Annotated in this window: 25 protein-coding genes; 17 read left to right on the top strand and 8 right to left on the bottom strand. The window is 67.6% G+C overall.

Annotation, left to right across the window (positions count from 1 at the left end; all coding sequences use genetic code 11):
• Positions 1-269: 269 nt before the first annotated feature.
• On the bottom strand, positions 270-1,187 hold the full coding sequence (locus EDC64_RS22655) for a CHAD domain-containing protein (RefSeq protein WP_132036036.1): 918 nt from the start codon (positions 1,185-1,187) through the stop codon (positions 270-272).
• Between the two features lie 397 nt (positions 1,188-1,584).
• Here EDC64_RS22655 and EDC64_RS22650 point away from each other — a divergent pair, with 397 nt between their 5' ends.
• The 6 genes from EDC64_RS22650 (at position 1,585) to denD (ending at position 9,156) form a co-directional block, all read left to right on the top strand.
• On the top strand, positions 1,585-3,855 hold the full coding sequence (locus EDC64_RS22650; RefSeq protein ID WP_165933866.1) for a TonB-dependent receptor: 2,271 nt from the start codon (positions 1,585-1,587) through the stop codon (positions 3,853-3,855).
• A gap of 74 nt (positions 3,856-3,929) precedes the next feature.
• A complete protein-coding gene (locus EDC64_RS22645; RefSeq protein ID WP_132036032.1) occupies positions 3,930-4,610 on the top strand; it encodes a Fe2+-dependent dioxygenase in 681 nt (226 codons plus the stop codon).
• A gap of 111 nt (positions 4,611-4,721) precedes the next feature.
• Positions 4,722-6,548, top strand: coding sequence for an IlvD/Edd family dehydratase (locus tag EDC64_RS22640; RefSeq protein ID WP_132036030.1), 1,827 nt, complete (start codon positions 4,722-4,724; stop codon positions 6,546-6,548).
• Between the two features lie 119 nt (positions 6,549-6,667).
• Complete coding sequence (locus EDC64_RS22635; RefSeq protein ID WP_132036028.1) at positions 6,668-7,390, top strand: GNAT family N-acetyltransferase; 723 nt, start codon at positions 6,668-6,670, stop codon at positions 7,388-7,390.
• An 11-nt stretch (positions 7,391-7,401) separates the two neighbouring features.
• Positions 7,402-8,145: an SDR family oxidoreductase gene (locus EDC64_RS22630; protein WP_132036026.1), complete on the top strand. Its 744-nt coding sequence runs from the start codon at positions 7,402-7,404 to the stop codon at positions 8,143-8,145.
• A gap of 36 nt (positions 8,146-8,181) precedes the next feature.
• The gene (denD, locus tag EDC64_RS22625; protein ID WP_132036024.1) at positions 8,182-9,156 is read left to right on the top strand and encodes a D-erythronate dehydrogenase; all 975 of its coding nucleotides are present in this window, start codon (positions 8,182-8,184) and stop codon (positions 9,154-9,156) included.
• Here denD and EDC64_RS22620 read toward each other — a convergent pair whose 3' ends face one another.
• Positions 9,157-9,606 (bottom strand): low molecular weight phosphatase family protein, encoded by a 450-nt coding sequence (locus tag EDC64_RS22620; protein ID WP_132036022.1) that lies wholly within the window; start codon positions 9,604-9,606, stop codon positions 9,157-9,159. It lies immediately after the preceding gene.
• Between the two features lie 208 nt (positions 9,607-9,814).
• Here EDC64_RS22620 and EDC64_RS22615 point away from each other — a divergent pair, with 208 nt between their 5' ends.
• The 5 genes from EDC64_RS22615 (at position 9,815) to EDC64_RS22595 (ending at position 14,419) form a co-directional block, all read left to right on the top strand.
• Positions 9,815-10,870 carry a hypothetical protein gene (locus tag EDC64_RS22615; protein WP_132036020.1) on the top strand — a complete coding sequence of 352 codons (1,056 nt, stop codon included), beginning with the start codon at positions 9,815-9,817 and terminating at the stop codon, positions 10,868-10,870.
• Positions 10,871-11,087: 217 nt separating this feature from the next.
• Positions 11,088-12,632: a serine hydrolase domain-containing protein gene (locus EDC64_RS22610; protein WP_132036018.1), complete on the top strand. Its 1,545-nt coding sequence runs from the start codon at positions 11,088-11,090 to the stop codon at positions 12,630-12,632.
• Between the two features lie 91 nt (positions 12,633-12,723).
• Positions 12,724-13,695, top strand: a complete 972-nt coding sequence (gene sppA / locus EDC64_RS22605; RefSeq protein ID WP_132036016.1) for a signal peptide peptidase SppA — start codon at positions 12,724-12,726, stop codon at positions 13,693-13,695.
• A 122-nt stretch (positions 13,696-13,817) separates the two neighbouring features.
• Positions 13,818-14,102 (top strand): integration host factor subunit beta, encoded by a 285-nt coding sequence (gene ihfB / locus EDC64_RS22600; protein ID WP_132036038.1) that lies wholly within the window; start codon positions 13,818-13,820, stop codon positions 14,100-14,102.
• An 8-nt stretch (positions 14,103-14,110) separates the two neighbouring features.
• On the top strand, positions 14,111-14,419 hold the full coding sequence (locus EDC64_RS22595) for a lipopolysaccharide assembly protein LapA domain-containing protein (RefSeq protein WP_132036014.1): 309 nt from the start codon (positions 14,111-14,113) through the stop codon (positions 14,417-14,419).
• Positions 14,420-14,468: 49 nt separating this feature from the next.
• Here EDC64_RS22595 and cysW read toward each other — a convergent pair whose 3' ends face one another.
• The 3 genes from cysW to EDC64_RS22580 form a co-directional block, all read right to left on the bottom strand.
• On the bottom strand, positions 14,469-15,347 hold the full coding sequence (gene cysW / locus EDC64_RS22590; RefSeq protein ID WP_132036012.1) for a sulfate ABC transporter permease subunit CysW: 879 nt from the start codon (positions 15,345-15,347) through the stop codon (positions 14,469-14,471).
• Positions 15,348-15,349: 2 nt separating this feature from the next.
• Positions 15,350-16,171 carry a sulfate ABC transporter permease subunit CysT gene (gene cysT / locus EDC64_RS22585; RefSeq protein WP_132036010.1) on the bottom strand — a complete coding sequence of 274 codons (822 nt, stop codon included), beginning with the start codon at positions 16,169-16,171 and terminating at the stop codon, positions 15,350-15,352.
• Between the two features lie 149 nt (positions 16,172-16,320).
• A complete protein-coding gene (locus EDC64_RS22580) occupies positions 16,321-16,608 on the bottom strand; it encodes a hypothetical protein (protein ID WP_132036008.1) in 288 nt (95 codons plus the stop codon).
• 355 nt (positions 16,609-16,963) lie between these two features.
• Between EDC64_RS22580 and EDC64_RS22575 the strand changes: the two genes are divergently transcribed.
• The 4 genes from EDC64_RS22575 to EDC64_RS22560 all read left to right on the top strand — a co-directional run bounded on the left by EDC64_RS22575 (position 16,964) and on the right by EDC64_RS22560 (position 20,081).
• Positions 16,964-17,998 carry an aspartate-semialdehyde dehydrogenase gene (locus EDC64_RS22575; RefSeq protein ID WP_132036006.1) on the top strand — a complete coding sequence of 345 codons (1,035 nt, stop codon included), beginning with the start codon at positions 16,964-16,966 and terminating at the stop codon, positions 17,996-17,998.
• A gap of 58 nt (positions 17,999-18,056) precedes the next feature.
• Positions 18,057-18,854 carry a DUF268 domain-containing protein gene (locus tag EDC64_RS22570; protein WP_132036004.1) on the top strand — a complete coding sequence of 266 codons (798 nt, stop codon included), beginning with the start codon at positions 18,057-18,059 and terminating at the stop codon, positions 18,852-18,854.
• 130 nt (positions 18,855-18,984) lie between these two features.
• Entirely contained in the window at positions 18,985-19,863 is an 879-nt protein-coding gene (locus EDC64_RS22565; RefSeq protein ID WP_132036002.1) for an HpcH/HpaI aldolase/citrate lyase family protein, read from the top strand.
• 14 nt (positions 19,864-19,877) lie between these two features.
• The gene (locus tag EDC64_RS22560) at positions 19,878-20,081 is read left to right on the top strand and encodes a DUF1737 domain-containing protein (protein ID WP_132036000.1); all 204 of its coding nucleotides are present in this window, start codon (positions 19,878-19,880) and stop codon (positions 20,079-20,081) included.
• Here the strand turns inward: EDC64_RS22560 and EDC64_RS22555 are convergent.
• The gene (locus EDC64_RS22555) at positions 20,018-20,998 is read right to left on the bottom strand and encodes a cation diffusion facilitator family transporter (RefSeq protein ID WP_165933865.1); all 981 of its coding nucleotides are present in this window, start codon (positions 20,996-20,998) and stop codon (positions 20,018-20,020) included. The genes EDC64_RS22560 and EDC64_RS22555 overlap by 64 nt on opposite strands.
• Positions 20,999-21,209: 211 nt before the next feature.
• Here EDC64_RS22555 and EDC64_RS22550 point away from each other — a divergent pair, with 211 nt between their 5' ends.
• A complete protein-coding gene (locus tag EDC64_RS22550) occupies positions 21,210-22,259 on the top strand; it encodes a MaoC family dehydratase (RefSeq protein ID WP_132035996.1) in 1,050 nt (349 codons plus the stop codon).
• On the opposite strand, the gene EDC64_RS22545 is transcribed toward EDC64_RS22550, so the two are convergent.
• Together EDC64_RS22545 and EDC64_RS22540 are read right to left on the bottom strand one after the other, a co-directional pair.
• Positions 22,235-23,311, bottom strand: a complete 1,077-nt coding sequence (locus tag EDC64_RS22545) for a CE1 family esterase (RefSeq protein WP_132035994.1) — start codon at positions 23,309-23,311, stop codon at positions 22,235-22,237. The two genes, EDC64_RS22550 and EDC64_RS22545, sit on opposite strands and share 25 nt — an antisense overlap.
• Before the next feature lie 202 nt (positions 23,312-23,513).
• Entirely contained in the window at positions 23,514-24,509 is a 996-nt protein-coding gene (locus EDC64_RS22540; RefSeq protein WP_132035992.1) for a CgeB family protein, read from the bottom strand.
• Positions 24,510-24,791: 282 nt separating this feature from the next.
• Between EDC64_RS22540 and EDC64_RS22535 the strand changes: the two genes are divergently transcribed.
• On the top strand, positions 24,792-25,481 hold the full coding sequence (locus EDC64_RS22535) for an OmpW/AlkL family protein (protein ID WP_132035990.1): 690 nt from the start codon (positions 24,792-24,794) through the stop codon (positions 25,479-25,481).
• The last annotated feature ends 161 nt before the right edge of the window (positions 25,482-25,642 follow it).

The following is a 25,642-nucleotide window of genomic DNA, read 5'->3' as shown; positions in this document are numbered from 1 at the left end:
GCGCCAATGGTACTTCGTCTCAAGACGCGGGAGAGTAGGTCGCTGCCAGGCCTGCAAAGGACATGACGGAATAAAACGCAAAACAATGCCCATAATCACGAGCCAACCCGAAAGCCCCGGTGCGCAAAAACGCCCGGGGCTTTCTCGCGTCAAAATCACAAAACCACATCCCAAACCGCCTCCGGGCCGCCCCGAGCCGCGCCATGATACGGCCCCGCGCGCGCGGGGCCGGCCTGCCGCAATCCTGCACCCCAGGGCGGCGGCCGCCCTCACCCCGCCGCTGCGTCGGGCCGCCGCAGCGGCGCCTTGGCCAGTTTCCGGGCGAGGCGGGCGGCGAAGGCCTTCGGCTTGCGGTGGAACAGCCGGGCATGTTTGCGCCGCGCGAGCGTGGCGAGCGTCTCCTGCCGGGCCGCCGCCGCACGCCGCACGGCGTCGCCCCGGTCGCCGTCCGCGGCCATGCCGGGCAGGCCGGCGCGCAAAGTCTCGATATCCTGATATGCCCCGAGAATGTCCCGCAGGGCCTGGGCGCGCCCGGCGCGGCGCTTGCCCGGCCCCCCGGTGAGCGCGGACACGAAGGACATCTGATAGCGGTGGGTGATCACCCGCTTGCGCAAATCGTGGACGCGCTCCGCCGTGCTGAAATCGTCGGCCTTGCGCGCTTTGGCATAGCCCTTCTGCAATCCGGCCATCACATCCGCGGCGCGCGCGGCCGCGTCGAGCCCTTCGGCATGGCGGGCGCGGGCACCGGTCAGCCAGTCGCGCAGGATCGCGGCATGGTGCGGGCGGTCGGATTGCGCGGGCGCATCCTCTCCGAGATCGGTCACGACCGCCGTCGCCAGATCCGAATCGAGATCGCCGGCGCCCGAAAGATCGGCCAGCGCGTCCCGGCAGGCCTGCCGGTCGCGGGCTGCCGACAATTGGCGCGCCGCCTCCGCCGCCGCCCGCCGCGCGGCGCGTGGCCCCGCGCCGTCGAGCAGCCGAAGCAAAGCGCGATATTCCTTGATCGCCTTGCGCGCGTCGTGAACCATCCGTGTGTCGTCGGTCTCTGCGAGCGCCGTCTCGACCTTGTCGAGGCTCTTCGCAAAGTGCGCGACCAGCGCCGGTCCAAGTGCCCGGCGCCGCGCCCGGTCGGCGCTCGGCCGGCGGCGCGGCGAATCCGGCAACGGGATCGGTGTGGGATCGGTCATGAGGGCTCCGTGCGATGTTGCAGCGACTGCCACGCTTTTTGCTGTGGCGTTGCCAGTATGCCACACCCTCCGCGCCGCGTCTGCTGGGCCGTCCCGACGCGGCGCGTCCCCCGCATGAATTCAGCAGCGGCAACGGTTTCCGCCTCCCGCAGCCCGCACCTTTCCGGACTTCTCAGTTTTTAATTTATACAATGAAGAAATGGCGGCGTTCTTCTTAGATCAAGTCTAATTGTTATCTTTGCGGGCCGCCTTGATGAAGCGAATGCATTGCGCCTAGAAGCGATTGTGTCAGCAAGACAATATAAGCTTGTTTTCTTTGTGGATGATTTGAGGGAGTTGGGGCATGCGGCCGGCTGGATACTCTGTGGGCATCCGTTCCTCCAAGCATGGTGAGGCCGTGCGGTCTGGTCTGAAACGGCCGGTTCAGTTCGGTGTCGGCCTCGCCTCCGCCATGGTCGGCGCGCCGGCTTTCGCCCAACAGGCGGCCCCTGCGACCGAACTCGAGCTTCCCACGGTGCAGGTTCAGGACAATTCGGGCGGCTTCCTCGCCACGACGACCGGGGTCGCGCGCCTGCCGGTGCCGATCTTCGACATGCCCCAGCAAGTCAATGTGGTGACCGAGAAGGTCCTGCAGCAGCAGAACGACACCACGCTCGAGCAGGCGCTGCGCAACGTTTCCGGCATCACCTTCAGCGCCGGCGAAGGCGGGAACCAGGGCGACAGCCCGATCATCCGGGGATTTTCGGCGCGCGGCGACATTTTCCGCGACGGCATCCGCGACACCGGCTGGTACACGCGCGACATGTTCAATATCGAGGCGGTCGAGGTCTTCATGGGCCCGTCCTCCTTCGCCTTCGGCCGCGGCTCCACCGGCGGCGTCATCAACATGGTGTCGAAGCTGCCCAAGGATGCGACCTTCGCCGAGGTCGATGTGACCGGCTATTCACAGACCGGCTGGCGCACCACGCTCGATGCCAATGGCAAGCTGAACGACAATGTCTATGGCCGCATCAATTTGATGGGGCAGAATGTCGACACGGCCGCGCGCGACAATGTCAATGCGGAGCGCTGGGGCATCGCGCCCTCGGTCACCGTCAAGCTGAACGATCGCACCACCGCGACCGCGTCCTATTATTATCAGTATGAAAGCGGCGTCCCCGATTACGGCATTCCCTATCTGCCGCAGCCCTCGCTCAGCACCTCGGCGCGCAATTTCGGCCAGTCGACCGGCGGCTATTACGGCAATGGCCAGGCGGTCGGCCCGGTGCCTGTGCCGCGGAGTAATTGGTACGGCGTGACGAACGGTCCGTTCGCGGACGACCTCACGACCGAAACCAATATGGCGACCTTCACGATCGAGCACGAGTTGAACGACTTCGTCACGCTCAGCAACGGCACGCGCTATACGGCGGTCGATCGGAACGTCATCGTCACCGCGCCGCGCAGCCTCGGCACGGCGACCAACAATACGTCCGCATCCGCGCTGACCCTCTATCCTGTCCCGCTGATGACGATCGGGCAGCAGCGGTTCAACACCATCACGGACAATACCCAGCTCAGCAACATCACCGACATGGTGGCGAAGTTCCAGACCGGAATCTTCCAGCACACGATGAATGCGGGCATGGAGCTGACCAAGGAAACCCGCAATCAGAGCCGCGTGAACTTGTGCAGCCCGACGAATGCATCCTGCCGCGTCAGCCTCTGGGCGCCGAACAACACCTCGGCCAGCCTCGGCCTCGGCGGCTATAGCAGCTTCGTGCCGACCTCCAACAGCACCGACATGACCGACATCGCCTTCTATGCCGGCGACCAGATCCAGATCGGTGACCAGTGGCAGGTGATGGGGTCGTTCCGCTGGGACATCGCCAACACCACCTATTCGGCGATTGCCGCGAACGGCGCGATCACGACGCTGCAGAATGACGAGGACCTGTTCAATTACCGGTTCGGCGTCGTCTATTCGCCGCTCCAGACGGTCAATCTCTACCTCACCTACGGCACCTCCTCGAACCCGTCCTCGGAGTTCGGCGTCCTGTCGAACGATACGGTGACGCTGGCGCCGGAGAGCAACGAGACCCTGGAAGCCGGCGTGAAGGCCGAGGTGCTGAACGGCCAGGTGGTTCTGACCGGCGCGGTGTTCCAGACCATCAAGACCAATACACGCGTGCCGACCGATCCTCTGGCCGGATTGCCGCCCCAGGTGCTCGGCGGCGAGCAGCGGGTGCGCGGCGTCTCGCTCGGCGCGGCCGGCGCGATCACCGAGCAGTGGGACGTCACCCTCAGCTACACCTATATGCAGACCGAGATTCTCAGCGTCGGGCCGGCGCCGACTTTGGCGAACCTCGCCACCGTCGGCAACCAGCTGCCGAACGCGCCGCAGAACTCCTTCTCGTTCTGGACCAGCTACGACATCACGCCCCAGATCACCGTCGCCGGCGGCGCGACCTATAACGACAAGGCGTTCGTCAACACCAACAACACCGCTTACGTCCCCTCCTATTGGAGCTTCGACGCCATGGCGAGCTACCAGGTGACGAAGAACTTCCAGGTCCAGCTCAACGTCTACAACATCACCGACGAGCTCTATTACGCCCAGTATTATGGCGGCCACGCAGTCCCCGCCGCCGGCCGCTCGGCGGCGCTCACCGCTCGCGCAACCTTCTGACCTGCGCAGTCCGATCCCCCGCGCCGTCCGGTCTCCGGCGGCGCGGGTTTCGGCGTTCCGGAGGGCCTCGTGCCATGATGATCCACATCCCCAACGTCCTCACCCGCGATCAGGTGCTGCGCTGCCGCCAGATGTTCGAGCGCGTCGCCTGGGTGGACGGACGGGTCACCGCCGGTCCCCAGACCAGCGCGGTAAAGCGCAACCTCCAGATCCCGGAAGACGATCCGGAGGGGCTGGAATGCGGCCAGATGATCGTCGCGGCGCTCTACCGGACCCCGCTTTTCATGTCCGCGGTTCTGCCCCACCGCATCCTGCCGCCGATGTTCAACCGCTATGACGAGGGCATGACGTTCGGCTCGCATGTCGACAATGCGATCCGGCGGATCCGCGCCACCGGCGAGAGCCTGCGCACCGACGTCTCGACCACGCTCTTCCTCTCCGATCCGGAGGATTATGATGGCGGCGAACTGGTGGCCGAGGACACGTATGGCGAACACGCCGTCAAGCTGCCGGCGGGCGATGCCATCATCTATCCCGCGACCTCGCTGCACCATGTCACGCCGGTGACGCGCGGCGCGCGGATCTCGTCCTTCTTCTGGACCCAGAGCCTGATCCGCGACCCGCTCCGCCGCGGTTTGCTGTTCGACATGGACATGGCGATCATGCGCCTCAACCACGACCATCCCGGCCATGCCTCGGCGGTTCAGCTCACCGGTGTCTACCACAATCTGCTGCGCCAATGGTCGGAGGTCTGACCCGCCGGCGGCGGAGCTGAGGTCGCCGGCATTGATTTCGCCCTGCCTCCGGCGCATAACTCCCGATCAAATCGATTAGATGCCCGCACCCCGCGGGCACGGGAGAGACCCATGGCGGGACACGACAAAAAAGCCGGACATCAACCCGGAGACGGCGCCGTGCGGCTGAGGTCCCAGCTCTGGTTCGACAATCCCGAAAATCCCGGCATGACCGCGCTCTATCTCGAGCGCTACCTCAATTTCGGCCTCACCCGCGCCGAGCTGCAATCCGGCAAGCCGATCATCGGCATCGCCCAGACCGGCTCGGATCTCTCGCCCTGCAACCGCCATCATCTCGATCTCGCCAAGCGGGTGCGGGAGGGCATCACGGCGGCGGGCGGAATCGCGTTCGAATTCCCGGTCCACCCGATCCAGGAAACCGGCAAGCGGCCGACCGCCGCGCTCGACCGCAACCTCGCGTATCTCGGTCTGGTCGAGATCCTCTACGGCTACCCGCTCGACGGCGTGGTGCTCACCACCGGCTGCGACAAGACCACGCCGGCCTGCATCATGGCGGCGGCGACCGTGAACATCCCCGCCATCGTCCTCTCGGGCGGGCCGATGCTGAACGGCTGGTGGAAGGGCGAGCGCACCGGGTCCGGCACCGTCGTCTGGAAGGCGCGCGAGCAGCATGCCTCGGGCGAGATCGATTACGACACCTTCATGGACCTCGTCGCCTCCTCCGCCCCCTCGGTCGGCCATTGCAACACGATGGGCACGGCCTCGACCATGAACGGCCTCGCCGAGGCGCTCGGCATGTCGCTGCCCGGCTGCGCGGCGATCCCGGCGCCCTATCGCGAGCGCGGCCAGATGGCCTACGAGACCGGCCGGCGCATCGTCGACATGGTGTGGGAGGACCTGAAGCCCTCCGACATCCTGACGCGCGCCGCGTTCGAGAATGCGATCCGGGTCAATTCCGCGATCGGCGGCTCGACCAATGCGCCGATCCATCTCAACGCCATCGCCCGCCATGTCGGCGTGCCGCTGACCGTGGACGACTGGCAGACGGTGGGGCACAAGATCCCGCTTCTGGTCAATCTTCAGCCGGCCGGCGACTATCTCGGCGAGGAATTCCACCGCGCCGGCGGAATCCCGGCCGTGGTCGCCGAGCTGATCGCCAAGGGCAAGATCCACGAGGCGGCGCTCACGGTGAACGGGCGGACCATGGGGGAGAATTGCGCGGGCCGCTTCTCCTGGGATCGCGAGGTGATCCGCGCCTATGACACGCCGCTCAAGGAGGATGCCGGCTTCATCGTGCTGCGCGGCAATTTGTTCGACAATGCGGTGATGAAGACCAGCGTGATCTCGCCGGAATTCCGCGCCCGCTTCCTGTCCAATCCCGACGATCCCAATGCCTTCGAGGGTCGCGCCGTGGTGTTCGAAGGGCCGGAGGATTACCACCACCGGATCGACGATCCCGCCCTCGGCATCGACGCGCACACTTTGCTGTTCATCCGCGGCACCGGGCCGATCGGCTATCCCGGCGGCGCCGAAGTGGTGAACATGCAGCCGCCGGCGGCGCTCCTGAAACAGGGGGTGCATGCCCTGCCCTGCATCGGCGACGGCCGGCAGTCGGGCACGTCGGGCTCGCCCTCCATCCTCAATGCTTCGCCCGAGGCGGCGGCCGGCGGGGGGCTCGCTCTGCTGAAGACCGGCGACCGGGTGCGGGTCGATCTCGAGCAGGGCACGGCGGACATCCTGATCTCCGACGCCGAGCTCGCCCAGCGCCGCGCCGACCTCGCCGCCCATGGCGGCTTCCCGATCCCGCGGAGCCAGACGCCGTGGCAGGAGATCCAGCGCGGCATGGTGGAACAGTTCGACGCGGGCATGGTGCTGAAACCGGCGGTAAAGTACCAGCGCGTCGCCCAGACCATGGGCGCACCGCGCGACAATCACTGACACGGCTCCGGGCCGGCCGCACGCCGGCCCGGGACGACGTCCCATCATAAAGGCGGAGAGAGACCGCGCCGCGAAACCGCAGCGTTTCCGATCTGGCGGGTCGACGTCCGGGAACACCCATGCATGACGAGACACCAACGCTCCCGCTCGGGGACAAGATGGAGGGCGGGCCTGCGCGCCGCCCGGCCCGCCAGTCTTTCGAGGGTCGGCATGTCGCCGTAATGCCGTTCGATGTCGACCGGCACGCGGACGACCTCTATGCCGCCGCGCACGGGCCGGAGCGGGAGGCGCTCTTCGCCTATCTTTCGGCCGGTCCGTTCCCGGACGGGGCGGCCTTCCGCGCTCATTATGCCGAGATGGCGGCAAAGACCGATCCGGTGCTCTACGCCCTCGTCGCGCGGGCGACCGGCCGGGCGGTGGGGCATGCGACCTATATGCGGATCGAGCCGGGCCATCGCGTGATCGAGGTGGGCAACATCCTCTTCACGCCGGCGCTGGCCCGCACCGCCGCCGCCACCGAGGCGATGTATCTGATGGCACGCCACGCCTTCGAGGATCTCGGCTATCGCCGCTACGAATGGAAGTGCAACGCGCTCAACGCCGCGTCGCGCGCCGCGGCGCTGCGGTTCGGCTTCAGCTTCGAGGGCGTGTTCCGCCAGCACATGATCGTCAAGGGCCGCAGCCGCGACACCGCCTGGTTCGCGCTGCTGGACAGCGAATGGCCGCGCGCCAAGGCGGCCTTCGAGGGCTGGCTTTCGCCCGACAATTTCGACGCGGAAGGCCGCCAGAAGCGCCGGCTGGAAACGTTCAGACGGGACGCCGATCAAACACAGAAAAGCTGAGGGAAGACGCCATGGGTGGACGCTTGGAGGGAAAGGCCTGCCTCGTGACGGCGGCCGGGCAGGGGATCGGGCGGGCGATCGCCGACGCCTTCGCGCGCGAAGGCGGGCGGGTCGTTGCGACCGATCTCGATATCGGCAAGCTGGACGGTTTTGCCGGCGAGGTGCGCCGGCTCGACGTGCTCAGCACCGCGGCGGTCGACGCCCTGGCGCGGGAGATCGGCGCCGTCGACGTGCTGGCGAATTGCGCCGGCTATGTCCACCAGGGTTCGCTGCTCGCCTGCAGCGAAAAGGACTGGGATTTTTCCTTCGACCTCAACGTGAAGTCGATGCACCGCACGATGCAGGCCTTCGTGCCGCTGATGCTGGAGCGCGGCGGCGGCTCGATCGTCAACATCGCTTCGGCCGCCTCCTCGGTGCGCGGCGTGCCGAACCGCTATGCCTATGGCGCCACCAAGGCGGCGATCATCGGCCTCACCAAATCAGTGGCGGCGGACTTCATCACCAAGGGCATCCGCGCAAATGCCATCTGCCCCGGCACGGTGCAATCGCCCTCGCTCGAAGAGCGGATCGCCGCGGTCGCGGCGCAGACCGGGCGCTCGCTGGACGAGGTGCGGGCGGATTTCGTCGGCCGCCAGCCCATGGGCCGGCTCGGCACGGCGGAGGAGATCGCGGCGCTCGCGCTCTATCTCGCCAGCGACGAGAGCGCCTTCACCACCGGGCAGATCCACATCATCGACGGCGGCTGGGCGCTCTGATCCGCCCCGCCCGATCGGCTCCAGGGAGACATCGATATGCACGTCCTCGTCATCGGTGCGGCCGGCATGGTCGGCCGCAAGCTCATCGCGCGGCTCGCCGCCGACGGCCGGCTCGGCGGCAAGACCATCACCGCGCTCACCGCGCACGACGTTGTGGCGCCGGCTCGGATCGACGCGCCGTTCCCGGTCACGACGCGGGTCTCGGACATATCGGTTCCCGGCGAGGCGGGCGCCCTCGTGGCCGACCGGCCGGACGTGATCTTCCATCTTGCGGCGATCGTTTCCGGCGAGGCCGAGGCGGACTTCGACAAGGGCTACCGCATCAATTTCGACGGCACCCGCTTCCTGCTGGATGCGGTGCGGCTGATCGAGGGCTATGTCCCACGCCTCGTCTTCACCTCCTCGATCGCGGTGTTCGGCGCACCGTTTCCGGAGGCGATCGGCGACGATTTCTTCCTCACGCCGCTGACCTCCTACGGCACCCAGAAGGCAGTGGGGGAATTGTTGCTGGCGGACTATTCGCGCCGCGGCTTTCTCGACGGTGTCGGCATCCGCCTGCCGACCATCTGCGTGCGCCCGGGCAAGCCCAACAAGGCCGCGTCGGGTTTCTTCTCCGGCATCATCCGCGAGCCGCTGGCCGGCCAGGAGGCGGTGCTGCCGGTGTCGGAGGACGTCATGCACTGGCATGCCTCCCCCCGCGCGGCGGTCGGATTCTTGCTGCACGCGGCCACCTTCGACACCGCGCCGCTCGGGGCCCGGCGCAGCCTCACCATGCCGGGTCTGGCGGTGACGGTGGGTGAGCAGATCGAGGCCTTGCGGCGGGTGGCGGGGGATGCGGCGGTGGCGCGGATCCGCCGGGCGCCGGACCCGGTGATCGCACAGATCGTCGCCGGATGGCCGCGCCGTTTCGATGCGGCGCGGGCCCTGTCGCTCGGCTTCAAGGCGGAGGCCAGCTTCGACGAGATCATCCGCATCCATGTCGAGGACGAACTCGGCGGGCAGGTCGCCTGATCAGGCGGCGCGCCGGCGGGTGAGATCGCCGATCGCCGCCGAGAGGTCCGGCTGGAGCCGGCGATAGGCGAGGCGGCGGGCATGGATGTCGTCGATCGCCGAAACGTCCTCGAAGTTCCAGCTCTGATGGCTCACCCCGCCGGTTCGCGCGGCGAAGCTCCGCGCCGCGCGGTCCGCGCAGGGGACCAGCGAGACGACGAGATGGATCCGCGGCGCGCCGGTGAGGCTGAACAGATCGAGCGGCTTCGCGGACAGCCCGTCCGCCGGGACACGCGCCGCGTGCAGGCATTCCACCGCCGCAAGGTCGACCGCTCCCGGCGCCACGCCGGCGCTGAAGGCCCGCAGGCCCTGCGCCCGCGCATTGGCGATCGCCTCCGCCAGCAGGCTCAGCCCGCCATTGTCGCGGCAGGCGAACAGGACCGACAGGGGGAATGGTGTGGCGGCAGGCATGGCGGATCCCGGCATGAGAGGGGCGCCGCGGCGCCCGAATCGATGGTGGATCCACCCTATGCGGAAGTCGGGACGGGAGGATGACGGCGCCGTGGCGCCTCCGCGGTCAAACCTTTCCTTAACCATTTGGAAAATTTTCCCGGCCATGCCTGCACCGCCAGCCGGGCCGGGTGATTCGGGCGTGCGGGGCAGGATTTCGGAGGCTTTGATGGCGAAGAGCGAAGTGACGGGCGCCGAGGTGAGCAAGATTGCCGCGAAGGCCCTGCGCAATCCGGCGAGCGTGACCCCCGACGAGATCCGTGCGCTCGCGGCCTCGGCCCTCACCCAGGTCGCCCCCAAGGTGTCCGTCAAAACTCCCGCCAAAGTTGCCGACAAAGCCGCTGTGGGACGTGCCGCGCCCGCCACAAAGCCCGCGTCGAAGTCTGCCTCCAAGGCGCCGGCCACGGCGAAGCCGAAAAATGCCGCGGCATCGGTCGCGCCGGCCGCAGCGGCTTCCGCAAAGGCTGACGCCACACCGGCCGCCAAACCGCCCGTCAAGTCTTCCGTCAAGTCCTCCACAAAGGCGCCCGCCAAGCCCGCGCTCCCGCAGGAGGCCGAAGAGGTTCGCGCCAAGGCCCCGGCCTCCGAAGCCCCTGCCGCGAAGACGGCATCCGACCAGACGAGCGTGGCCGTCGCGGCCGCTCCCAAGCCCGCGCCGGCCAAGCAGGTTGCGCCGAAGGCTTCGGCATCCAAGTCCGGTGAGCCGAAGCCTGCCGCCGCCGAATCCGCCGCGCCCAAATCCGCAATTGCCAAGCCCACGGCTTCAAAGGCCGCAGCTTCCAAGACCACGGCTTCCAAGTCCGCGGCGTCCAAGTCCGCGGCTTCAAAGCCTGCGGCACCCAAGCCCGCGGCGGCTGAACCGGCGCCGGCAAAGCCCGCCGCCAAGGCCGCCGCGAAAGGTGCGGCCAAGGCACCCGCTGCGGCTTTGGTAGATGTGGCGCCCGCGGCCGCCAAGGCTCCCGCAAAGCCCGCCGCCAAGAAGGCGGCGCCGGCACAGGCCGTCACGCCGACGGCCGCCATCGCGCCTCCCGCCGTGGCGGTTCCGAAAGCCGCCGCCAAGAAGCCCGCCGCCAAGAAGCCCGTCGCCGAGAAGCCCGTCGCCGAGAAGGCCGCCGCGAAGGCCGATACCAAGACCGCGGGCATCAAGAAGGCCACGGCCGAAGCGCCCGCGAAGAAGGCTGTCGTCAAAAAGGCTGTCGTCAAGAAGGCTGCGAAGCCGGTCTGAGGCCGCGAGACCCAGCCCCTCCGCCGCGCCCTAACGGAGGTCGCGGCGGAGGGGCCATCCAGACGGCGCCGCCGTCTCGACGGCATGCCTGCCTCCAGAGGGCACGGCCGCGGGCCGGACCCGCCTTCGCGCCTGGCCGGTTCGCGCGTTCATCGACCGGTCACGCCGCCCGGTCCAAGCTACGGGTTCGGCTCCGGAAGCAGGCCAGGAAGGCAACATGCTGCGTGCTCTCGTGAAATCCCTCGTTACGCCGCTGGCTCTCGTGCTCGCGTCCGGCGCGTCGGCGCAGGCGCCCGCCGCCGATGCCGACCTCGCCGCCAAGGTTTTGGGCCTGGTGCCGAAGCTGGAACAGGAGGTGGCGCGGGGGATGAAGATGTTCGACGTACCGGGCGTGGCCGTCGGCATCGTCGCGGATGACCGGCTGGTCTATGCCAAAGGTTTCGGCGCCCGGGTCAAGGACGGCAGCGAACCGCCGGATCCCGCCACCGTGTTCCAAATCGGATCCACCACCAAGGCCTTCCTCGCGACCACTATGGCGATCACCGCCGAGATGGGGAAATTCACCTGGGATCAGCGGATCGAGACGCTCGCGCCGGACTTCCGCCTTCAGGACCCATGGGTCACGCGCGAAATGCGCATGTTCGACATCATCGCCCAGCGCTCCGGCCTGCCGCCTTACGCCAATGACGGGCTCACCGCCCTCGGCTATGACGCCGACGCGCTGATCGGATCGCTGCGCGGCGTGACCCCGGCTTCGAGCTTCCGCTCGACCTTCACCTACACCAACATCACCCATCTCGTGGCCGGTCGCATCGTCGCCCGGCTGCGCGGCGAGCCGGACTGGACCGCGGTGGTCCGCAAGGACATCGTCGCGCCGCTCGGCATGGCGGACACCAGCTTCACCGCAGAGGCGATCGCCAGCGCGCCGAACCACGCCATCGGGTCGCGCTACACGCCGTCCGGCTCGGTCGAGGTGCCGTTCGATCCGTCCTTTCCCTATCTTCTCGGCCCGGCCGGCAACATGAATTCGACCGTCGAGGACGCCGCCCGCTGGCTGCGGCTCCAGATCGGCGACGGGATGTTCGAGGGCCGACGCATCGTGCCGGCGGCGCAACTCGCCATCACCCGCACGCCGCGCATCGGCATCAATGCGACGACCGCCTATGCGATGGGCTGGGTGATCAGTTCGACGCCGAACGGGCGGATCGTCTGGCACAATGGCGGCACGGTCGGATTCGGCGCCCATATCGGCTTCCTGCCGGACCGGGGGCTCGGTGTGATCGTGCTTTCCAACCAGGACAACCAGGGCTTTCCCGACGCTTTGGCGATGGGGATCTACGATGCCGTCCTGGGCAATCCGACGGTCGATCATTTCGCACCGGCGGCGGTGCGGGCGAAAGCCGGCTACGAAGACGAGGCGAAGACCTATCAGCGGCGCCCCGATGCCGCGCCGCCGCCGCCGCTCGCCGCCTTCGCCGGCGGCTATGCCAGTCCGATATTGGGTGAGGCCGATGTGGCGGTGGACGGGGAGAGCCTCGTCGTCACCGTCGCGCGCACCGGCGCCAGGCTGCGCCTGACGCCGTTCGACGGCCCCGCTTTCACCGTCAGGCTGATCGCCGAAGGCCGCTTCGCGCCGATCGTCCGCATGTCCGGCGATACCCCGACCGGCTTCGCCCAGTTCGAGGTCGGCGCGGCCGGCACGGTGGCGCGTCTGAACTGGATCTATAATGAGACCCAATCCTACGGCTTTCAGCGCAAATAGGCTGCGGCGTCCTGGCGGCCAAAGGGGGCGCTTGCCAAGGGGGGCGGCCCCCGCTTAAGTGCCGCTCCGCCGGGGGCGGAGGAGAGTTCTGATGTCGCTGGACGCTGACCAGATTGTCGACCGGCGCAAATTGCGCCGGAAACTCACCTTCTGGCGGGTGCTCGGTGTGCTCGCCGTCGTCGCCGCCATCGGCGTCGCCACTTATGCAACCGTCGGACGGGGCTTCGCCGAAGGCTCTCCCCATGTCGCGCGGGTGGTGATCGGCGGCCTGATCCGCAACGATCGCGACCGCGTGGAGATGCTGGAGCGCGTCGGCCGGTCGAACGCTTCCGCCGTCATCCTGTCCATCGACAGCCCGGGCGGCACGGTGACCGGCTCGGAGCAGCTCTATGACGCGCTGCGCCGCCTCGCCGAGAAGAAGCCGGTCGTCGCGGTCGTCGAGGGCATGGCGGCGTCCGGCGCCTATATCGCCGCCATGGGCGCGGACCACATCGTCGCCCGCCGCAACGCCATTGTCGGCTCGGTCGGCGTGATCTTTCAATTCCCCAATTTCAGCGAGATGCTGAAATCCGTCGGCGTCACGGTCGAGGATATCAAGTCCAGCCCGCTCAAGGCCGCGCCCAATCCCTACGAGCCGCCGACGCCGGAGGCGCGGGCCGCCATCGCCAGCCTGGTGATGGACAGCTATGCCTGGTTCAAGGGGCTGGTGAGCGAGCGGCGGAAGCTCTCGGATGGCATGCTGGCACAGGCCACGGACGGCCGGGTCTTCACCGGCCATCAGGCGCTCGGGCTGCTTCTGGTGGACGAACTCGGCGACGAGCGGACCGCGCGGGCGTGGCTGGCGCGCGAGAAGGGCGTGCCCACCGGCCTGCGCACCCGCACCTGGCGCACGCCGGGCGTTGGCGACGAGTTCGGCTGGCTCACGGGGCGCGTCGGTTCGCTGTTCGAGGCGGTCGGCTTCGGGGTGCTGGGGCGCGTCGTGTCGCAGTTCGCCGAGGGCGCTTGGGAAAGGGCTCAACTTGACGGCCTATTGGCCCTCTGGCACCCTCGCGCCGGGTCCTAGCAAGGCGGTCGAAATGTGCGCGGGCACGACCCACGAGGTCGTGGACGATCGCTCTGTTCCGTCGCCGACTGTTCGGTCGCCACAGATGGTCGCGATGGGCGACGCGCGGGGAAGTGACGATCATGATCAAGTCTGAACTGGTCCAGAAGATCGCCGACGCGAACCCGCATCTGTATCAGCGCGACGTCGAAAACATCGTGAACGCGATCCTGGAGCAGGTCGTCTCGGCGCTCGCCCGCGGCGACCGGGTGGAACTCCGCGGCTTCGGCGCGTTTTCTGTCAAGAAGCGGGACGCGCGCACCGGCCGCAACCCCCGCACCGGCAAGCAGGTGGATGTGAGCGAGAAAGCCGTTCCCTATTTCAAGACCGGTAAGGAGATGCGCGAGCGTCTCAACGGCGCCGTGTGAGGAAGACCGTGTTGCGCATTCTGTCCCTGATCATCGGCATTCCCCTCGCCATTCTCGTCGTCGCGCTCGCGGTGGCGAACCGCCGCCCCGTGACCCTTTCCTTCGACCCCTTCAATCCCGACACCACGGCGCTCGCGGTGAGCCTGCCTCTGTTCGGGGTGATCTTCGCCGCTCTAATCCTCGGCGTCGTTCTCGGCGGCGCCGCCGCCTGGTTGCGGCAGGGCCGCTATCGGCGCGAAGCCCGCCGCGCCCGCACCGTCGCGCCGCAGCCGGCGCCCCGCGGCCCGGCTCTGCCCGCTCCGGTGCGGCGGACCTGATCGGCCGAGGGGCGGATAGGGCCCCTCCGCCATTGGTCGTCCTCAGGCGTCAGGGGGTGGGAACGTTGAGTGCCGATTCCGCGCCCTGTGCCGTCTCCCGCGCCGAATCCAGCCGTTCGATGATGAGCTTGACGACCAGCGTGAGCAGCGCCACGCCCGCGAGGACTGTGGCCGCGGCGAAGGCGGCGGCGACCTGGCTGTCCTGATAAAGCAGCTCGATCTGCAGCGGCATAGTCGAGGTCTGGCCGCGAATATTGCCCGACACGACCGACACCGCGCCGAACTCGCCCATCACCCGCGCATTGCACAGCGCCGCCCCGTAGATCAGCGCGAAGCGCACGTTCGGCAGCGTCACGGTCCGCAGGATGCGCCAGCCGGAGGCACCAAGCGTCACCGCCGCTTCCTCCTCGTCGCGCCCCTGCGCCATCATGAGCGGGATGATCTCCCGCGCGACGAAGGGCGCGGTGACGAACAGGCTCGCGAGCACGATGCCGGGAATGGCGAACATGATCTTGATGTCCGCCGCCTCGAGCCAGGGCCCGAGCAGGCCCTGCGCGCCATAGACGAACAGATAGGCGACGCCGGCGACGATCGGCGAGATCGAGAAGGGCAGTTCGATCAAGGCCAAGAGCAGGCCCCGCCCGGGAAAGCTGAACTTGGTCACGCACCAGGCGGCAGCGATGCCGAAGCCGACATTGACCGGCACGCAGATCAGCGCCGTGAACAGGGTCAGGCCGATGGCGTGCAGCGTGTCCGGCCGCACCAGACTCTCGGCATAAGCGAGGACGCCACGCCCCATCGCTTCCGAAAAGATCACAGCGAGCGGTGCGATCACGGCGAAAGCCGTCACCACGAGCACGAGCGTGATGAGGACGAACCGGGTGCGGGGTCCGTCGCCGACGCGGCGGCGGCGTGCGGTGGGGCTCATCCTCACTCCTCCCGGATCGCGCGGCGCTGGTGCCACGCCTGGATGAGGTTCACCACCAGCAGCATCACGAAGGCGAGGCCGAGCATGGTCGCCGCGATCGCTGCGGCGGCGGGATAGTCGTATTCCTCGAGCCGGATATAGGTCAGCAGCGCGACGATCTCGGTGCGGAAGGGCTGGTTGCCCGCGATGAACACCACCGCGCCGAATTCACCGAGCGAGCGGGCAAAGGCGAGCGAGGCTCCGGCCAGAAAGGCCGGGAAGATGGCCGGCAGGATCACCGTCCACACGACACGGAATTGCGATGCGCCGAGCGTGGTGGCGGCCTCCTCGACATCCGCGTCGAGGTCTTCGAGAACCGGCTGAACGGTGCGCACGACGAACGGAATGCTGGTGAAGGCCATGGCGCAGACGATGCCGGCCGGGGCATACGCGATTTGAATGCCGTATTCCGCCAGCGGCGCACCGAACCAGCCATTCTTCGCGAACAAGGCGGTCAAGGCGAGGCCCGCCACCGCGGTCGGCAAGGCGAACGGCACGTCGACGAGCGTATCGAGGAGGCGGCGCCCGGGAAAATCGTAGCGCACCAGAACCCAGGCGAGCGCCAGCCCATAGACCGCATTGAACACCGTCGCCGCCGCGGCGGCGCCGATCGTGATCTGAAACGAAGCGAGGGTGCGGGGCGAGGTGATGATCGCGATATAGCGCCAGAAGCCGACATCCGCGGCCTGCAGGATCAAGGCGGCGATGGGCAGGAGGACGATCAGGCCGAGATAGGTGAGCGTGATGCCGAGCGACAGGCGAAAGCCCGGAATGACGCTGAACATGAGGCCGGCCCTCTCGGGTCTCGCGGCGCACCGCCGGGAAGGAGAGCGGCTATATGAAACGCCGCGGGCGGTTTGTCGAGCGCATCAGTCGTGCACGCGCCTCCGGCGGGGACCGATGGCCGCCGCGCGGGATCGCGGCGGCGCGGCGATCAATAGCCCGGCAGATAGAACCGGTCCGGCAGGGGATAGCGGCCGGGGACGAAGCCGTTGTCCATCGCGCCGTAATTCGGGAAGAAGTAGTTCGCCGGCAGGGCATAGTCGAGATAGGATTTGGAGCCCGGCTTCACCACCGTCCCGGCATCCAGCGGCGAGCGCTTGGTGATGACGATGATGGTGCGCTTCTTCTGGCTGTTGCTGCTCGAGGTTTGGGCCTCGGCCGCGCCGACGACCGCGAAACTCAATGCGGCAGCGAGGGTGAGGAGCGGCGCGACACGCATGGAAGCCTCCGAAGGGAACCGTCTCGATTCCTGTTACGTCACGAAACGCAGTCTAGTGCGTCAACCGCCCGGATGGAAACACGATGTTTCCCTCCAAACCGTAAATTGCCGCATAACATCTTGAACGCACGCGGATTCGGTCCTCCCGCGGCATCGTGAAGCGAGCCGGACCCGGAGGGTTTTCGAAGACGCAACGGCCCGGCGACGGCGCCGGTTCCGCGCGCGACCGCCGATGATGTCTCGCCCCGCGCTCCGCGCGCAGGCGGCCTGCATCCGCCGCATTGCGCGGCGGCGCGCATCGGCCTAAAAGCACGGGTTTCCGGCCGGTCGGCCGGTCCAAGTCTGAAGGTCCGTCATGGGTTACAAGGTTGCCGTCGCCGGGGCCACGGGAAATGTGGGCCGGGAGATCCTTTCGATCCTCGACGAGCGGGGCTTTCCCGCCGACGAGGTGGTCGCGCTCGCGTCGCGGCGCTCGATGGGCGTCGAGGTCTCCTATGGCGACAAAACCTTGAAGGTGAAGGACCTCGCCACCTACGACTTTTCCGATACCGATATCTGCCTGATGTCGGCCGGCGGCGCCGTGTCGAAGGAATATTCGCCGAAGATCGGCGCGGCGGGATGCGTCGTGATCGACAATTCCTCGCAGTGGCGCACCGATCCCGACGTGCCGCTCATCGTGCCCGAGGTGAATGCGGACGCCATCGTCGGCTTCCGCAAGAAGAACATCATCGCCAATCCCAATTGCTCGACCGCCCAGCTCGTCGTGGCCCTGAAGCCGCTGCACGATGCGGCGCGGATTAAGCGGGTGGTGGTGTCGACCTATCAGTCGGTCTCCGGCGCCGGCAAGGACGCGATGGACGAACTCTTCGCGCAGACCCGTGCGGTGTTCGTCTCCGATCCGGTGGAATCGAAGAAGTTTCCCAAGCGGATCGCCTTCAACCTGATCCCCCAGATCGACGTGTTCATGGAGGACGGGTACACGAAGGAAGAATGGAAGATGGTGGTCGAGACCAAGAAGATCCTCGATCCCAAGATCAAGCTCACCGCCACCTGCGTCCGGGTGCCGGTGTTCGTCTCCCATTCCGAATCCGTGAATGTCGAGTTCGAGACCCCGCTCTCGGCCGACGAGGCCCGCAAGATCCTGCACAGCGCGCCCGGCATTCTGGTGATCGACACCCGCGAGACCGGCGGCTATGCGACGCCGCACGAGGCGGCGGGCGAGGACGCCACTTATGTCTCGCGCCTGCGCGACGACCCGACCGTCGACAACGGGATCGCCTTCTGGTGCGTCTCCGACAATCTGCGCAAGGGCGCGGCGCTGAACGCGGTGCAGATCGCCGAAGTGCTGGTGAACCGCAAGCTGATCACCTCGCGCCGCAAAGCGGCGTGAGGATCCATTCCCTCTGACGTGGCCGGCGGGGAGATCCCCGCCCGGCTCGGGGCCGTGCATGGGCCGCCTCACGCGCAAGATCCGGGACGGCCTCGCCCTGTTCGGGTTCGATGCCGCCAAGGCGGCGCGGTCGGCACGCTGGATGCCGCGCTATCTCGCACAGCGCCGGGCCTTCGCGGCGGCGCAGAGCGCCGAGCCCTACGATTTCCCGGTGACCCGCCTGTTCCCCGTGCTCGGCGAGCATCTCGAAACGGCGGGTGACGCCGCCGGGCATTATTTCCATCAGGATCTGCATGTCGCCCGGCGCATCTTCGCGCTGGCGCCGGCCCGTCATGTCGATGTCGGCTCGCGGATCGACGGCTTCGTCGCCCATGTGGCGGCGTTCCGCGCGATCGAGGTGGTCGACATCCGCCCGCTCTCGACCACGGCGCGCAACATCGTGTTCCTCACGGCCGATCTGCAGGATCCGGCGGCGGCGGCCGGCATCGGGCAGGCGGATTCGGTGTCCTGCCTGCATGCCGTCGAGCATTTCGGCCTCGGCCGCTATGGCGACCCGCTCGATGTCGATGGCCATCTGCGTGGCATCCGCAACGTGGCCGGTCTGGTCGCGCCGGGCGGCCGGCTGCATCTCAGCGTCCCGATCGGGCCGCAGCGGGTGGAGTTCAACGCGCACCGCGTGTTCGCCGCCTCGACCATCCCCGAAATCCTGGCCGACCGCTTCGCCCTGGATCAGGTCTCCTATGTCGACGATGCCGGCGACTTCCACGAAGACGTGCCGTTCGACCCTGCCGCCGCGGCACGCAGCTTCGGCTGCCGCTATGGCTGCGGCATCTACGAATTCCGCCGCCGCGCTTGACCGCCGCGCCCCCGCGCACACCCGGTGACGGGAGGTCAGATCAAGGAATGCGATATCCGGCGGGATTGCGTTGCAATCCGGTCGGGGCGTGCTCTAGCTTTGCATCGCACACAGGGTTGGAGAGGCGTTCATGAGCATTCGTCCGCGCCGCAGCGTTCTCTATATGCCGGGCTCGAACGCCCGGGCGCTGGAGAAGGCGCGCACGCTTCCGGCCGACGCCGTCATTCTCGATCTCGAAGACGCGGTCGCCCCCGATGCCAAGGTCGAGGCGCGGGCGCGGATCCTCGAGACCGTCAAGGCCGGCGGCTTCGGGCCGCGCGAAGTGGTGATCCGGGTCAACGGCCTGGACACGCTTTGGGGATCCGACGACGTCGCCGCGGCCGCCGCGGCTGCGCCGGACGCCATTCTGCTTCCCAAGGTGCAGGATCCGGAACAGCTCATCGTCGTCGGCCGGCGGCTCGACGCGCTGGGCGTCCCGGCGTCCACGCGGGTCTGGGCGATGATCGAGACGCCGATCGCGATTCTCGACATCAGGGCGGTGGCGCAGGCCGCGACCGATCCGTTGACCCGCCTCGCGGTGTTCGTGCTCGGCACCAACGACCTCGCGAAGGAGACCCGCGCCGCCCTGATTCCCGGCCGCGCGCCGATGTATCCCTGGCTGATGCAGGTCGTGGCCGCAGGCCACGCTTTCGGCATCGACGTGCTGGACGGAGTGTGGAATCAGTTCCTGGATATGGAGGGCTTCAAGGCCGAGTGCGCCCAGGGCGTCGAAATGGGCATGGACGGCAAGACCCTGATCCATCCGAGCCAGATCGAGCCCTGCAACGTCGCGTTCAGCCCGCCCGAGACCGAAGTGGCGAAAGCGCGGAGCATCATCGCGGCCTTCGACCTGCCGGAAAATGCCAGCAAGGGTGTGATCCAGCTCGACGGCCGCATGGTCGAGCGCATGCATGCCGACATGGCCCAGCGCACGGTCGCGCTGGCCGACGCGATCGCCGCGCGCGGCTGAGGATGGAAGGTCGAATGAAGCTCTACCGCTATCTCACCGGCCCGGACGATGCTGCCTTCTGCAAGCGCGTCAGTGCGGCGCTCAACAAAGGCTGGCAGCTCTATGGCGCGCCGACGCTCACTTTCGATCCCGTCAAAGGCCGCGTGATCTGCGGTCAGGCCGTGGTCAAAGAAGTGTCGGGCGACTGGTCGGACGACGTGATCCTCTCCGACCACTGAGCGGTTTCGGCGAGCGCGGCCGCAAAGGTCCGCGCCGTCGGCGGCAGGAGAACCACGGACACGTCGACGTCGTCGCCGGTTTCCGCGAATGTCTCCTTTACGGCCGCGGTCAGGGTCGCGACGGCCTGCCGGGCGCGCGCGACGGTCCAGTGCGGGTCGAAGCCGAGATGCAGTTCGACGATCATGCGTCCGCCATGCTGGCGGGTGCGGATGTCGCCCAGTTCCTCGAACTCGTCGAAGCTGAGCGTCAGCGCTTTCAGGATCTGCAGCTGGCCCGCTTCGCCGATCGCCTGATCGAGCAGCGAGCCGAGCGAGTTCGTCATCATCTGGAAGACGTTGTAGATCATCAGCGCGATCACCAGGAAGGACGCGGCCGGGTCGAGATAGACGACCCACCCGGCATCGGCATTCGATGTCACCACCGTAACGGCGAATACCGCCCCCGACGACAGAGCCGAGATGAAGTGCACGCGCGCCTGCGCGGCAAGGACGGGGGAGCGCGACTGAAGCGCCAGCTGGCGCGCCCTGCGGTGCAGATACAGATTTCCGGCGACCGCCACCGCCGTCACCGCGAGGCCGAGGCCCGCTCCGCTCACCGGCTCGGGATGCAGCAGGCCGGCCACCGCCCGCGCCGTCGCGATGATGACGAGAACGACCTGCAGCACGGCGATCAGCAGTTCGGCCAGATTTTCCAGCTTGCCGAGCCCATAGGCGAACTTTTCGCCCTTTGCCCGGTGGGCGATGCGCAGGACGAGCCAGCAGGCGGTGAGGGAGGTGAGATCGAAGCTGGTCGCCAGAAGGTCCGAGAGCACCGCAGCCGAATTGGTCAGCGAGGCCGCCAGCACGTAGAACGGAAACAGGACCGCCACGAAGCACATGGCCCGGAACGAAAGTTTCTGGCTCGCCGATGCCGACACGCGAATCCCCCCGCTACCGCTCCGATCCGCACACCACCCCCTGCGGAAAGCCGATCGAAGGCCGTGCATCAGGGCGAAGACAGCGGGATGCGTCAACCCGTGTGGTTGAAAAGCCGCTGCGATCCGGCCGTCCCTGCGGCGGCGCAACGGTGACGGTTGCGCCGCCGCGGGCGCCCCTGCAACATAGTCGGGCGGCGATAAGGGGCGGCACATGACGAAGACCAGTTCAGGCAACTTCTTCGAGGATTTCTTTCTCGGCCAAGTGATCCGGCATGCGACGCCGCGCACCCTGACGGTGGGCGATGCGAGCCTCTACAGCGCACTCTATGGCACCCGCTGCGCTGTGCAGTCGGCCGACAGCTTCGCCCAGGCCATCGGCTATCCCCGCGCCCCGGTGGACGATCTGCTCGTCTTCCACACCGTCTTCGGCAAGACCGTGCCGGATATCTCGCTGAATGCGGTCGCCAATCTCGGCTATGCCGGGGGACGTTTCCTCGCCCCGGTCTATCCCGGCGATACGCTCCACGCGATTTCGGAGGTCATCGGTCTGCGGGAGAATTCCAACGGCCAGAGCGGGGTGGTCTATGTCCGCTCCACCGGGTTCAACCAGGACGGCGTCGAGGTGCTCGACTATGTCCGCTGGGTGATGGTCCGCAAGCGCGACCCGAAGGCGCCGACGCCGGAGACTTTTGTGCCCACCTTGCCCTCCGCTTTGGCACCGGACGCGCTGGGTGACGCGGTCCCGCCGCTCGACGTCTCGGAATGGCGCGACGACCTGTCGGGCAGCCTCTACCGGTTCGCCGATTACGAGGTCGGCGAGACCATCGACCATGTCGACGGCATGACGGTGGAGGAGGCGGAGCACATGATCGCGACGCGGCTCTACCAGAACACGGCGAAGGTGCATTTCAATCAGTTCACCGAAGGACAGGGCCGCTTCGGCCGGCGGCTGATCTATGGCGGGCATGTCATCTCGATCGCCCGCGCTTTGTCGTTCAACGGCCTGGCCAACGCCTTCCACATCGCTGCGATCAATGGCGGGCGCCACGTGGCGCCGTTGTTCGCCGGCCTCACCGTCTTCGCCTGGAGCGAAATCCTCGATGCCGCCGAGATTCCCGGGCGGGACGATGTCGGCGCGCTTCGGGTGCGCACCCTCGCCACCAAGGATCGGCCCTGCGCCGACCTCCCTGCGAAGTCGGGCGAGGATTATGATCCGAGCGTGATCCTCGATCTCGATTATTGGGTGCTGATCCCGCGCTGAGGCTGGATCGATAGGGGACGCTCGGCCCGGCGCTGCGCCCCGTCCTTCAGCGGCGAGCGCGTGGGAAGGGGCACCCGGGCGCCGGCGGGCGCCAGGCCAAGGGGGGCGGGGTAGCGGGCGAAGAAGGCCAGGGCCTCCTCGCCCATGTCGATGTCCCGGTTGCGCAGGCCGAGCAGCGGGGTGGCGAGGCCCGGCTTGGTCTCGGTGCGCGCGGGGGACTGATGGCCGCCCCGCTCGATTCGGTAGAGCACCACCTCGACGCCACCGGTGCAGTCGGACCAGCGCCGGACGGAGACAGTGGTGCCGTCCAGCGGCTCGATATCCGGAAGCGGCGTCAGCGTGGTCTCCGCGCACCCGTCGAGGCGTGCGAACAAAGCGGCGGAGTCCGGGGCCGACAGGGTCGCGCCGAGCGGGGTCCAGAACCCGTCCCAGGCGATCACTCCGTCGGCGGTGCCGTGCACGAACATGATGGGCACCGGCCGGTCGGGGCGGCACTCTTCCCGGTAATTGGCCGGGGCGGTGGCCATCGCGACGGCATAGGCGGCGTAGAGGCCAGAAAACTCGCATGCCATGCGCTCGACCATGAAGCCGCCGTTGGAAATGCCCGTCAGGTAGATCCGCGCGGGGTCGGCGATCCCCTGTTCCACGAGGCGCTGGGTCAGGGCCACCAGGAACGGCACGTCGTCGCCCGGGGTCAGCAGGGCCTTGAGGCGCATCGCGGCGGGCCGGCCATCGTTCCAGACGCGGTTGATGCCCTGCGGATAGACCGTGACATAACCTTCCCGGTCGGCGGCGGGCTCAAGCCCGAGATAGTCGCGCAGGCCGTCGGAGGTCTGTCCAGCCGCGTGCAGGGCGATGATGGTGGGGCGGGGCTTCTCCGGGCCCGTCGCATCCGGCAGGCTGAGGAGATAGGTCCGCTCCTCCGCCCCGATCCGAAGGCGCTCGACTTTCTCCGACCGCGCCGCTGCAGGCGCGGTGCCCGCGGCGGCGATGAGGATCAGCCCCGCGATCAGAAAGCCCGTGCGGCACATGTGCCGAAAGATCACCTGCATGCAAACCGCCTCGAATCGCCCGCCGTGGGCGTCACTTCATCCAGCGCGCCGTCCCGCCGCGCCGCCAGCGCGCGACCGATGTTGCGATCACTTTAAGTGCTGGCGGTATCCCGCACCCGGCCCGGATTCGGCAAGAGGATTCGCCGCGCCGGGCCATCCGCCTCCGAATTCGCCGGGAAATTCCGTCTCCGCGACCTCCGAATTAGGCTAACGCTGCGAGGATCGTCTTGATCCGATCGCCATAGGTATGACCGCCTCGCGTTATCCTGTCATGAAGCGCGCGGGCCATCCTGACGCGCTCCTGCGGATGGGCGAGCGCCCAATGCGCCAACCGCCCGGCTTCTTCGGGACCCGAGAAGTAGCGCAGGCACGCCCCGTCCGGTCCGAACAGGTCGCGGTGCTCCTGGGTATCTTCCGCCAGCATGAAGCCGCCGATCGCCGGAATCTCGAACGATCTCATGACGTGGCCGTCGCGATTGGCGCGGCGGACGAGGCAAATATTCACCGCCGCCTGCGCCGTCAGTCGCTGGAGGTCCTGCGGCGCCTTCGTCCCCAGCCAATAGGGACGCAGGGCAGGGTATCTGTCCCACAAGCCGCCGACCAAGGCCGGGGGCGGGCCATGACGCAGAAAGTCGGTGAAGAAGGCAGCGCGGTCCGCGTCACCACCGCCGACGAACAGCACGTCCGGCCCAAGTGGGCCCGGTTCATGCGGGGGATGGAATAGGGCGGGATCGAACGCGAACGGCATGTACCTCACGTCGGCGCATCCGAGCTGCGCGAGATCCTCGATGGTGGAGCGGCGCGGCGTGAAGACCACGTCATAAACCGGCAGCGAGGCCCTGAGACGGCGGGATCCGTTCCGGGGATTGAACGGGTCGTCGGTGGAAAAATGCGCGCAGCGAACGCCGCCCGCCCCGATGGCGCGCAGGTCCGCACCCGTCATCGGCGCGCCGCCCAGCACGAGGAGGACCTTCGGCCGGTCCGTTGCGATTCGATCCTTCACGCCCGCAAGGAAAGGTCGGAGCCGCAAGGGGTATTTGTCGAACAGATGCCAAGCCAGTCGCTGCAGCGGACCGGTGCCGAACGCCGCATCTGTCTCGATCGTCGCGCAGTGCAAGCCGGCATCCCGGGCGCCGCGGGCGAGGCTGCTGGCGACATGCGTGCCGCCGGTCGGGCCGATGATCGCAACGTCAATCATTCCCTCGTCAGCCTTTTCCAACCCGCTGCTGGGGCGGCGTGCGCCCGCTTATCATCGTCGCTTGGCCGGATCCAGGGCGCGGGGGACGCCGCCTTCGTCCGAACCGTGCCATCCCGGCGCAAACGGCGAGGGTTCGGCCGTTTCAACCAAAACGGTGTCGCCGCGAAGACACAGCGCGCGCAAGTCTGCACGTGGAGGGAAAACTTTGACTCAGGTCAAATCGCCGACGGTGCTGCGCGCCCAAGCCTTGAAGCCTCACGATATCCAACGAGGATTTGGGGCATGGCAAAGGGGCTCTGGGGCCGGGCGATCGCGCAAGCCGCCGCCGGCATGGTGGTTCTGGGATGCGCCTTCGGCGCGATGGCGGCGGACTTGGCGCCGGTGACCAAGGCGCCTTACACGCCGGTCGTTGCCGAGCCGAGCCCGTGGATGATCCGCCTGCGGGCGCTCGGCGTCCTGCCGACCGGTGGCGGCTCGGTGAGCGGGGTGCCGGGCTCCAGTCTCTCCTATACGGACTCGGTCGTCCCCGAACTCGACATCACCTATTTCTTCACCAAGAACATCGCGGCGGAACTGATCCTCGGCGTCACGCCGCACACGATCAACGGGGCCGGGACGCTCGGCGGGCTTTCGGTCGGCAAAGTGTGGTTGCTGCCGCCCATCCTGACGCTGCAATATCACTTCACCGATTTCGGCCCGTTCAAGCCCTATGTCGGCGCGGGCGTAAACTACACGGTTTTCTTCAACACCAAGACCTATGACGTGCAATCCCTCGACGTGAAGAACAGTTGGGGATGGGCGCTCCAGGCCGGCTTCGACTACATGATCGACCGCCATTGGGGCTTCAATATCGACGTCAAGAAGCTGTGGCTCGCGCCGGATTTCACCGTCGGCACGGGTGGCGCTCTGCTCAACGGCAAGGCTGACCTCAATCCCTGGCTCGTCGCTGCCGGCGTGACGTACCGCTTCTGAGCATCGCGGATCGCGGACGCGGTCCGCATCTTCGCCTCCCCGAAAAGGCGCCGGATTCGTTCCGGCGCCTCAGACCGCTGACAAACCCCGTCGATTTTTCGGCGGGGTTTTTGTTTGGGTTGGGGCCGGTCGGTTTTTGGCTATGGCGTCGGTCGATTTTG

Origin of the sequence: Aquabacter spiritensis (assembly GCF_004346185.1) — a bacterium.
Taxonomy (GTDB): Bacteria; Pseudomonadota; Alphaproteobacteria; order Rhizobiales; family Xanthobacteraceae; genus Aquabacter; species Aquabacter spiritensis.
Note: the sequence above shows the minus strand (reverse complement) of the source record. Positions and strands in the feature narration are given on the sequence as shown.